At 69.0% G+C, this 10,782-nt stretch carries 7 protein-coding genes, 1 pseudogene and 1 riboswitch; of the genes and pseudogenes, 3 read left to right on the top strand and 5 right to left on the bottom strand.

The genetic code is table 11. The features are described from left to right. The 3 genes from tnpA to QSK17_RS30535 all read right to left on the bottom strand — a co-directional run. Positions 1–366 (bottom strand): IS200/IS605 family transposase (gene tnpA, locus QSK17_RS30545; RefSeq protein WP_285708988.1); only part of this gene is annotated, 366 nt, incomplete at its 3' end. A gap of 192 nt (positions 367–558) precedes the next feature. Further along, positions 559–1,863, bottom strand: coding sequence for an MFS transporter (locus QSK17_RS30540; RefSeq protein WP_285708986.1), 1,305 nt, complete (start codon positions 1,861–1,863; stop codon positions 559–561). Next, the gene (locus tag QSK17_RS30535; protein ID WP_285708985.1) at positions 1,860–2,756 is read right to left on the bottom strand and encodes a polysaccharide deacetylase family protein; all 897 of its coding nucleotides are present in this window, start codon (positions 2,754–2,756) and stop codon (positions 1,860–1,862) included. The genes QSK17_RS30540 and QSK17_RS30535 overlap by 4 nt, the downstream gene beginning before the upstream one ends. 242 nt (positions 2,757–2,998) lie before the next feature. Between QSK17_RS30535 and QSK17_RS30530 the strand changes: the two genes are divergently transcribed. Continuing rightward, on the top strand, positions 2,999–3,847 hold the full coding sequence (locus QSK17_RS30530) for an aminoglycoside phosphotransferase/kinase family protein (protein ID WP_285708984.1): 849 nt from the start codon (positions 2,999–3,001) through the stop codon (positions 3,845–3,847). Positions 3,848–4,025: 178 nt separating this feature from the next. Here QSK17_RS30530 and QSK17_RS30525 read toward each other — a convergent pair whose 3' ends face one another. Both QSK17_RS30525 and QSK17_RS30520 read right to left on the bottom strand, forming a co-directional pair. Then, on the bottom strand, positions 4,026–5,519 hold the full coding sequence (locus QSK17_RS30525) for an MFS transporter (protein ID WP_285708983.1): 1,494 nt from the start codon (positions 5,517–5,519) through the stop codon (positions 4,026–4,028). Positions 5,520–5,768: 249 nt separating this feature from the next. Further along, a complete protein-coding gene (locus QSK17_RS30520; RefSeq protein ID WP_285708981.1) occupies positions 5,769–6,506 on the bottom strand; it encodes a glycoside hydrolase family 25 protein in 738 nt (245 codons plus the stop codon). Positions 6,507–7,051: 545 nt separating this feature from the next. Then, a riboswitch (cyclic di-AMP (ydaO/yuaA leader) is annotated at positions 7,052–7,195 on the bottom strand. Positions 7,196–7,741: 546 nt separating this feature from the next. Here QSK17_RS30520 and QSK17_RS30515 point away from each other — a divergent pair. Both QSK17_RS30515 and QSK17_RS30510 read left to right on the top strand, forming a co-directional pair. Continuing rightward, positions 7,742–10,222, top strand: a complete 2,481-nt coding sequence (locus QSK17_RS30515; protein WP_285708979.1) for an N-acetylmuramoyl-L-alanine amidase — start codon at positions 7,742–7,744, stop codon at positions 10,220–10,222. 341 nt (positions 10,223–10,563) lie between these two features. Continuing rightward, positions 10,564–10,764, top strand: a pseudogene (locus QSK17_RS30510) (ATP-binding protein); the annotation flags it as partial. Between the last annotated feature and the right edge of the window lie 18 nt (positions 10,765–10,782).

Raw genomic sequence — 10,782 nt, 5'->3', positions numbered from 1 at the left:
CACCGTTTGCGCGGAGACCGCGCCGACCGTGGCCACGAAGTACGACCGCGACCACAGCGTGGGCAGCTGCGAGCGCAGATGCGGGAACTCGGCGCGCAGGTGGTGGGAGGTGAAGCCTTTGAACTGGCTGGCCACATACGACGGCGAGTTCTTCGGGTGCGGTTTGACGAACAGGTGCACGTGGTCGGGCATCACCTCAAGCGCCACGATCTCCCAGCCGTGCTCGCTCGCTTTGGCGCGGATCAACTCCTCAAGGCGATCCTTGACGGGCCCACCGAGAACCGGGCGGCGGTACTTCGGGCACCACACGACGTGGTATCCGAGGTCATACGCCGCGCTGGGGGAGGTGCGTACCTGACGAGCCACACAATCATTATAACAGCATCACACATCTAATGTTCAGTGAAGGAGCGACCGCCGTGAGGCAAGGAAGAAGACCAGTCAGGGACGGCAATCCCCCGTCGCCTGAAGGCGACGGTCCCCTGCCGAGGCTCTGATGGGAGCTACCCGGGCCCGCGCTTTTCGTCACCGACCGGTGCTCCAGGGGTGGGACCGCGCTCACGGGCCCGCGGCCGGGACGGGCGCGGGCTCGCCGCTTCGGCCGCCCGCCCGCAGCGGGTAGAGCAGGAAGCAGCCGAAGGCCACCGCCAGGACGGCCAGGGGTACCCCGCCCAGCATCAGCCGGACGCCCACTACGACAGAGTCGGGCTGGACCGGCGCTCCAGCGTGGTAACCGGACCGGGACAGCACGACGCTGATGATCACTGCCTGCAGGGACACCGACCAGCGGACGATGAACCCGTTCATCCCGAAGTACATCCCCTCACGGCGCGCGCTCGTCCTGCGCTCGTCCTCGTCGATCACCTCGGCGAGCAGGATCTCCAGGAGGACCAGCATGCCCGCGATCCCCACCCCCACCGCGGCCCCGGTGACGGCTGTGAGGGCGAGGTTCCCGACGAAGAGGAACGGCACGAGGGCCACGCCGTACACGATGATCGCGGCAAGGATGGCGCGGCGGGGACCGAGCCGGGTAGTGACCCGGCTCCACGCGTAGACCAGCGGGATCGCGGTGACGAATACCGCGCCCAGGATGACCGTGTTGGCGGAGTCGGGCTCGCCCAGGGCGTACTTCGTGAAGAACGGGATGCCCGCCTGGAGCAGGGCGAAGGTCAGCTGCAGCAGGAAGCTGCCCACGACGTACGTGACGAACGCCCGGTTGGCGAGGGTGTAGCGGATCGCGGCGAGGAATCCGAAGCTCTCGCGTTCCGTCCGGGCCCGCTCGACCGACCCGGTCAGCGAAAGCGCGAAGAAAGCCAGTGAGACGACGCCGAAGGACACGCCCATCGCGGCCCACCCGATGGTGCCGTAGAGCACGGGCGCGGCGGCGACCCCGAGGATCATGCCGACGATGGCGAACATCTGCCGCCACGACGCGGCGGCCGCCCGCTCGGCGATGGTGGTGAACATCTCCGGGAACAGCGCCACGTAGTTCAGGACCACGACGACGAACAGCACGTCGTAGACGAGGACCGCGATCAGGAAATACCAGAATCTGGCGGTTCCACCGTCCACCAGCGGGATCCAGATCATGGTGAACGCCGCCGCCAGCGGCACCATGCCGATCGCGATGTACGGCACGCGCCTGCCCCAGCGCGTACGCGTCCGGTCCGAGACGTGCCCCGCCAGCGGGTTGAGCAGCGCGTTCACGATGCCGTGGATGACCATGGCGACGCCGATGAGCGCCGGATCCACACCAAGGTGGTCCACGTAGTAAAAGGTGGCGAAGGTCGCGAACGCCTGTGCGAGCAGGTTGACGGAGAGGTTGCCCGACCCGTAGGCCAGCATGCGGCGGCGGCCGGTCATCGAGCCCTCTGCAGGGCGCGCAGGTCGGACCAGCCGATGAGCGTGACGCCTTCTTCGGCGATCACGCGACGGATCTCCGGATCGGTGAAGAGGCGCAGCTCCATGGCACGCTTCGCGTGATGCGGCATGATCTGCCGCAGCTCGCCGGTCTCCTCGAACGGGTGGATGTAGATCTCCGTCACGCCCGGCCGGAGCGCCCTGATCAGCCCGGCCATCCCCTCTCTGACGTCGTCGTACGTCTCCCCCTCGGCCAGTTCGAAGGGGAGCGTCCAGAGCCGGTCGAGGATCACCACGCCCGCCGCGTCCGCGGTCTCCGCCCGCGCCTGGGCGACCGGTTCCAGTTCCGGCGGCAGGCCCATACCGTCCAGGGTGCGGGGCAGCCGGAACGGCAGGCCGTGCTCTGCGCAGACCTTGAAGACGACGTCGAGGAAGTCCCTGCCGGTCTCCAGGCCGTAGAGGCTGCCCATGTGGTTGTCGGCGTGCGACGGATCCAGCCCGAGCACGACGGCCCGGCGGATCTGGTTCGTGATCTCCGCGTGGACCTCGTCGGGGTCGGCCCGCTCCTCGACCGTGCGGGAGTCGGCCGGGAAGTAGCCGGCCTCGTCCACCAGGGAGGACACCGCGCGGTCGCGGGTCACCGGCCCCCACCGGTATCCCTTCCACTCACTGGTGAAGGTCAGGTGCACGCCCACGTCGTAGCCGCCCGCGGCTGCCGTACGGACCGCGTCCGGCGCCCAGGGGCACGGCGTCATTACGGTCGCCGAGCTGATGGCACCGGCCGCGAGCAGCGAGGTGATGCCCGTGTTCGCCGCCTGGCACATGCCGTAGTCGTCGGCGTTCACGATCAGCAACCGGTCCTCCGCCCGGGCACCGAGCTGTTGTGCGAGGTTCACGTGATGTGCCCTTTCCTGGAGCTGCGCGGCTGCCCAGCCGGGAGGTGAGCGCATTTCTATCCGATCGACGGCCTCCGGACAAGGGGTGCCCCGGGTCGGCGTGAAGGCCTTCGGTCTGCAGGTGCGAGCTGGAGTGGGTTCTCTGACCCGAACTCAGGAACTCCGAGACTACTCAGTCACGTAAGATCATCACTTCGCCCGGGCGGTGAGCCGAGCCGCTGGTCCTCTACCCGACAGGGAAAATGCACTCCTCCACGTACGTCGAATCGCCGGAGCCCCATCCCGAGATCCCGCTCGCCGGCGGAGACGTCACCGACGGGGTCGTGCGTGTCGGCGACACGGTGCGTCGTCCGGTCGGCCCCAATGCCCCGCTCGTCCACGCGCTGCTGCGCCATCTGGAGGAGATCGGGTTCGCGGGCGCTCCGCGGTTTCTCGGCATCGACGCGGCCGGGCGCGAAGTACTGACCTTCGTTCCCGGCGAGGTCGCCGGGCGGCCGAGGCCGGCGTGGATCGCCGACGAGGAGCGGTTGGCCTCCGTCGGGCGCCTCGTGCGCGACTACGACGACGCCGTCGCGGGTTTCGTCATGCCCAAAGGGGTGCGGCCCGGCTTCGGGTTCTCGGAGCCGCCGGGCATGCCGCCCGCACCGCCCTACCCGGCTGAGGCGGTCGGGCACATGGACTACACGCCGGACAACATCGTGTTCCGGGACGGCAGGGCGGCCGCGCTGATTGACTTCGACAACGCCAAGCCGGTGGCCAAGGTGGATGAGGTGTACAACGCGATGCTGTACTGGGCACCGCTGTGCGACCCTGTCGACGCCGACCCGCTGCTGCGGGAGGTGGAGATGCCGCGTCGCTGCCGGATCCTCGCCGACGCCTACGGGATGTCGGATGTCGACCGCTCTCGCCTCGTCGAGGTGGCCGTGCTGCGGACGCGGCGGTCGTGGTTCTCGATGAAACAGGCCGCCGAGGAGCAGGGCGGCGGCTGGTCAAGAATGTGGGACGCGGGCATCGGTGACCAGATCAAACGGCGTGAGGCCTGGCTGGAGCGCAATGCCGCGGCCATCGACGCGGCGCTGAACGCAGCGTAACCCAGACAGGTTCTCAGCTTGATCTTCAGGATTCGGCTGTTCGACCCGATCGTCAGCAGCCCAGACGGCATGGACCCCGAGGCGCGCTCCGACGGCGGCACACTGCGCCCCGGTCTGGTCCGCCGTGGCATCGGCTGCGCCCGCTGCTCGATGACCCTCACGGTCACCGAGGGGACGGCTATACGCCGGGCTGGAGGGGCGTCACCGGACGGACGGCGTCCTCGGCGGGAGACTCGGCCACCTCCTCCAGCACGCGGCCGGTCGTACGGGGACCGAAGACGAAGACCAGAACCGCGGTGGCGGTGAAGAGCACCGCGGAGAGCAGCAGGACCGTGCTGCCGCCGAAGGTCTTCAGGATGCTCAGCCCCAGGAACGGCATCATGAGGGCGAACAGCCGTCCGGTGCCGTAGCAGAGACCGATCGCGGTCGACCTCAGCTTCGTCGGGAACACCTCGGCGGCGTACATGTTCACTCCGCTGGAGTGCACGTTGGAGATGAGGCCCATCAGGAAGCCCGCCAGCATGATCACCCAGTCGGCCGTAGCGCACCCGAAGGCCAGGCCGGTCGCGCCGGTCAGCAGCGCGGAGACGACGACCAGCGTGCGCCGCTCGGTTCTCTCGGCGAACCACGCGGCCGTCAGCGCACCGAGCGGATAGCCGACGGCGATGATCGCGGTGTAGATGAGCGATTTCTGGATGTCGTATCCCTTGTCCAGCAGCAGGACCGTGGCGAGGGAGCTGAAGCCGTAGTAGCCGAGCACTCCCAGTGTCCAGAGCGACCCGACCGCGATCATCCGGCGGAGGTTCTGCCCTCGGAAGAGCTGGGTGACACCGGGCGGCTGCTCCGTGAGCTTCTCCCCCGTCTTCTCCGCTGTCTTCTCCGCAGTGGGGACCGGAACGGAGGCGTGATCGGGTTCGGGAAGCGGCGCGCCGTGCAGCCGCTCCACCTCCGTCTCGATCCGGCGCAACTCGGCTTCCGCCTCGTCGCTCCTCCCGATGGACACCAGCCACCGGGGCGACTCGGGCATGCTCCGCCGCATCCACAGCAGCAGGACGACGCCGCTGGCGGCGATGACCAGCAGCCAGCGCCACCCGTCGAACAGGAAGTGCGACCTGGCCAGCGGAGCCCCGGCGAGCGCCACGACCGGGTACGCGATGAACGCCACCGTGAACGCGTAGCCGATGTAGCGCCCGCGCCGGTGGCGTGGGATGAACTCGCCCAGGTAGGTCGGGATGAGAGCGGCCTCCGCCCCAGCCCCGATTCCGGCGAGGAACCGGCACGCGACGAGGAACCACACGTTCGGCGAGAAGGCCGCCACCAGCGAGAAGACCAGGTAGATGCCCAGATTGACCAGGAACATCTTCTTACGACCCAACCGGTCGGCCATCCGGCCCAGGCTGAGCGCGCCGACGAACATGCCGAGGAAGACCGCTCCGATCAGCCAGCCCTGCTCGAAGGTGCCGAGGTTCCACACCGGGGTGAGTACGGCGGCCAGGATGCCTCCGAGGAAGACCTCGAAGTACTCGTAGAAGGCGCCGATGCCGACAATGGCCGTCAGCCTCCAGTGCCATGCGCCCACCGGCAACCGTTCGAGCCGGGCGGCCGCAGTCACCAGATCGAGGCGGTGGGACCCGGGTGCGGCGCCCTGCCCGTCTTCCCGTGAAGCCGACATGAACCACTCCTCCAGTTCTGGGCCGGAACGGCGGTGAAGGCGCGCGGGACCGATCCACGGCGCGCGGAGGGCGCGACGTCTCCGAGGTTCTCATCGCGGGGCCGCTTCCCGTGCCGGCTCGACGAATCGGTGCTCCAGGCGACTCCTCGCTACAGCGCGCTGATGGTCGGCGCCCGGGCACACGACCGCCCACCGCCTCCCCCGTACGGGAGGCGGTGGGCGGAAGGGGGCCGTGGCCCGAAGGCGTGCCTACGCTCGGGCGGCGGGGCGGCCCAGGGCGCGCAACTGGTCGGTGCTCAGCGCGGAGACGTTCTTGTCGATGGGGTCCTCGGTGTACTGGTGGATGGCCCAGCTCTTCCAGTCGGCGGGCGGGGTGACAGTGCCCTTGGCCTTGCTGTAGTGGGCCACCCACAAGGGGTATTCGGCCAGCCCGTGGCCGTAGGTGTCGGCGAAGTTCCAGCCCATGTAAATCATCGGCGTCGCGCCGGTCTTCTTCTTCACGTAGGACAGCCAGGTCTTGGCCCAGCTGTTGACGTGGGCGACGGACAGGCCGTCGGCGGTCTCCAGGTCCAGCACCAGTAGGTCGCCGGGCTTGCTGGGCTGCGCGTTCACCACCGACAGGAAGTGGTCGGCCTCCTTGATGGGGTCGTTGTAGGGACGGGCGAAGTGGTAGGCGCCGCGCACGATCCCCTTCTTGCCCAGCTCACGCCAGTGCCGTGCGAAGGAGTCGTCGCGGAAGGTCAAGCCCTCGGTGGCCTTGACGAAGCCGAAGGCGGCCGGGCTGGAGCTCCAGTCATGGTCGGGCTCATGACCGGAGACGTCCTCACCGTAGATGAACGGCGCGGCCTTCCCCTCGATCGCTTGGGCGGCCGGGGCGGGGTCCGGGGTGGAATGCGCCGGGCCGCTCAGGACCAAGGTGGAGGTGGCGGACACAGCGGCCAGTAGCCCGGTCGCGGTGAGGATGCGGACAGTACGAGAGAGGGACATGCTGATTTCTCCTAAGAGGGCATTGCAAGGGGACTGCCGTGGGGAGTGAGGTCCGCGCGGTGCCGCGCGGGTCAGGGTCACGTGTCGCCATGCCTGCGTCTCGCGGCCCAGGGGTCGCCGCAGTCGGCACGGTGTCGGCATGTCGTGTCCCGAGGCCGGGGCATGGGGAGCGGGCCGGCACTTCGGTCACCCGGTGTCGGTTCCTGAAGCGCGAGGTCAAGCTGAGGGCGGCTTGTTCACCCGATGACCATCCGCGCGACCGCTCTGCTCGCGGTGCATGGCGGCGGATGACGGTGTCGGGGCTGCCCGAGGACACGATCGTCGGTGTCGGCCCTGCTGCTGACTTCCGTTCCGGATCCCGGCCCACTGAGTGGGCCTACGGGGTCGATTTCCGGCTCAGACGGCGTACGGGGCTGCGGCGTCCGGGGCCTTGACGGCGGCCACAGGTTCGGGGGTCCTGGCCGGACATCGCGCTTCGCGGTGACTGCTCCGGTCAGAGGTCTTTGGAGGAGAGGCAGGTCGACGCTTGGGCATGAAGGGTTGACTCCTTGCTTCCATGCCGCCTACCGGGTCAGCTGACGGGTTCGGGCTGGAAAGTGCCCTACGGCACGCAGCTGGGGCTGGCGTGCCGATTCACCCAGGGAGGTGGGTCCCCGGCTCCGCGTGAGCGGATTCGGCGGCCGCACGCCGCCCCGGCGGGAGGGTTCCCGCCGGTGACGCACGGTCCGGGCAACGAAACGGCAACACAGGTAACGACTGGGTCGTCGGTACGTACTCCGATAGTGGCCCTAAGGTACACAACCCCCCATACGGCCACAAATAGGACAGATAAGTTTTTACTTTTCGCATGACATCACCCGTCACAATCTAGTCAGCTAGCGCACCCGCCCCAGGACCAGCACCGGCCGCCCGGGGTTGATCTCTACGGCAGCTCCGTGCACGGCGTGGCGTTCCGGTGGCCATCCCGAACATGCCCGGGACACTCCCTCAAACCCCGCGGTCGCACCCGCTGAGCATCGATCCCCCTCCTCCCCCGGACCCAGCGGAAAGTGGTGATCCACGGCGACGGGAGACGCGGCACCTGAAGGCGATGATTTTCACCCGGCCGCGCATGTTTGGCGAAAAGTTACGATCTCGACGAGATTTACCAAGCACTCTGGCGTGAGACGGTCGCGCGGCGATGTGATTACCCCGGCCTGAACCCCCCATCAGGCATTCGAGAAGGGGTCACATACGTGAGATCTTCACTCCGGAGCGCCGCTGTCGCGAGCGCGGCTGCGGCGATGCTGCTGTCGGCCGCGCAGGCCGCGGTGGGCTCCACGTTCGAACAGGCACCCGAGACCCGGGTGTCCTGCACGGCGACGCTGTCCGCACCCACGCGAGAGGCGGCATTCTCCGAGGCGGCCCGAGCCACGGGCGCGCCCGAGTCCCTGCTGAAAGCCGTCTCATACATGCTGTCCCGCTGGGACGATCACAAGGGCCGGCCCAGCAGCGACGGCGGCTACGGCGTGTTCGACCTGAGCGCCCAGGCACCCGAGGCCGGGGAGGACGGTGCCGACAAGGGGCGGCCGGTCGAGGCGAAGAACCAGATCGCGATGGCGGCCGAGCTGACCGGCCTCTCGGCCACCGCGCTCCAGCAAGAGCCGAACGCCAACATCTGCGGCGGCGCGGCGTTGCTGGCCTCCTACCATGAGGCCGGCGACGACCTCACATCCTGGCAGGGCGCGGTGGCGCGCTTCGGCGCCAGGAACGACTTCGTACGGCAGGTCTACGAGACGCTCCGGAATGGCGAGAGCCGCGTCACCGACGACGGCCAGCGGGTGACGCTCACCGCCGACGGCTCGGTCGTGCTCCCGCGCGCGCAGAAGATCGCCGCCCACACCACCGACTGCCCGGCCGGGCTCGACTGCGAGTGGCTCGAGGCGCCGTACGCCAAGGACTCTCCAACAGCGCCGGACGGCACCACCGACTACGGCAACCACGACCTCGCCGACCGGACCGGGCCTGGGGGGCCGAAGCTCAAGTACATCGTCATCCACGACACCGAGGGGTACTTCGGACCCTCGGTGCGGCTCGTCCAGGACCCCACGTACCTCGCGTGGAACTACACGATCCGCTCCTCCGACGGCCACATCGCGCAGCACCTCGACGCCAAGGACGTGGGCTGGCACGCCGGTAACTGGTACGTGAACATGCACGCGATCGGCATCGAGCACGAGGGCTTCGCCGGGACCGCCGCGTGGTTCACCGAGTCGATGTACCAGAGCTCCGCAGCGCTCGTGAAGTACCTCGCCCGGAAGTACGACATCCCGCTCGACCGCGCGCACATCATCGGCCACGACCAGGTGCCGGGAACGATTCTCGGGAACACCAAGAACGTGCACTGGGATCCGGGACCGTACTGGGACTGGGACCACTACTTCGAGCTCCTCGGCGCTCCGATCGGCGGTACGCAGAAGACCACGTCCGACGTCGCGGCGGGAGACGTCGTGGAGGTGCGGACCGGCTACCGCGACAACCCGCAGCCCGTGACCGGCTGCGCGACCGCGTCGCCGCCCTCACCGGACTGCGTCCCCGGCGCGGGCACCAACTTCGTCCCGCTCCGCCAGTCGCCCTCCGAGAGCGCGCCGCTCGCCAAGGACCCGGGATGGAAGCCGACCGGTGTCGCGGGAACGACCTACGTGAGCGACATCAGCGCCCGCGCCGTCTCCGGTCACAGGCTCGTCGTCGCCCAGGTGCAGGGCGACTGGCTGGGCGTGTGGTGGGCGGGCTCGCTCGCCTGGCTGCACAACCCCGCCGGCAAGCCCGTCGTGGTCAGGACACTCGCCAAGACCGTCACCGTGAAGTCCACGACCACACCGGCCGCGATCTATGGCCGGGCCTATCCCGAGGCGTCCGCGTACACCGGCACCGGCATCCCCGTGCAGGCGCTCTCGGCGCTGGAGTACAAGATCCCGGTCGGGCAGACCTACGCCGTCAGCGACGGGAACGTGGTCACGGACTACTACCGGGCGACGTCGTTCGACGGTTCGGCCCCGGGCGACCGCACCGACCTCAAGGGGCAGGACAAGTACTACCAGCTGTGGTACGCCCACCGGCAGGTGTTCGTCCGCGCCGCCGAGGTGGACCTGCACGACGAACAGGGGTCCGCGGTGACCAACACCGCGCTGCCGGCCATCGGCGGCACAGCCAAGGTCGGATCCGACCTCACCGTCTCGGACGGCTCGTGGTCGCGGCAGGTGGCGGGCTTCACCTACCAGTGGTACGTGGACGGCACCGCGGTCTCCGGCGCGACCGACGCGACGTACCGGCCGGACGTCGCGGACCTCGGCAAGGCCGTGACCGTCACGGTGACGGTCGACGACCCGTACTTCGCTCCCACGTCAGCGCGGTCCGAGGCCACCTCGCCCGTCGCGCCCGGGATGTTCACGTCCGTCGAAGCGCCGGCCGTGACCGGCGTGCCGAAGATCGGCTGGTCGTTGAAGGCGTCGCCCGGCACCTGGACACCCGAGCCGGAGAAGGTTTCCTACCAGTGGCTGCGCGACGGTGTCCCGATCGAGGGGGCCACCGCGCGGACCTACCACGTCAAGGGGCACGACCACGGCGCGCGCCTGTCCGTACGGGTGACGGTGTCGGCGACCGCCTACGACGAGGGCACCGCGACGTCGGAGGCCACCGCGCCGGTGACCGCCCCACCCCCGTCGGACGCGAGCTGACCGAGGCCATGTGAACCGAGGCCATGTGACCGGCCAGGGCGCGAGAAGCGTCTGATCACTCTCAGGGGGCTCGCCCGGATCCGTTCCGGGCGAGCCCGTGGCATGGAAGACCAGCTCGGCGCCCTCGGCTGTCCTCTCAACGGCTTATTCGGCGTCCTGGGATGCTCGGTTGCGGAGGCCGGCAGGCTCGGCCGTTCCGCGAGCGGGCCGCAGCAGGTCGTGGCGGCCAAGCGACGGACGGCCGAACCCCGCGGCATTCCGGTCGCACCCCGACCTGGACTATCACCGCGAACTGGGCGGTCCGTGTATCCCTGCTGACGTTTGCCTCGTTTTGGTGCACAAAGGACGTCGGCGGCACGGGACTCGGCCTGCCGATCGCCCGGCAGATCGCCGAAGGCCACGGCGGCACCCTCACCATCGAGGACAGCCCTCGCGGCGCGAGGTTCGTGCTGCGGGTTCCCCTCTGGCAGAACACCACCGATCCATCACCCAGCTCACCGATGGTGAGCACCGACGACCTCGCACCGCCGCCCTCGGGATGAGCCGTATCCTGGCGCGCG

Source organism: Microtetraspora sp. NBRC 16547, assembly GCF_030268965.1.
GTDB lineage: Bacteria > Actinomycetota > Actinomycetes > Streptosporangiales > Streptosporangiaceae > Microtetraspora.
This window is presented reverse-complemented; position numbering and strand designations above follow the sequence as displayed.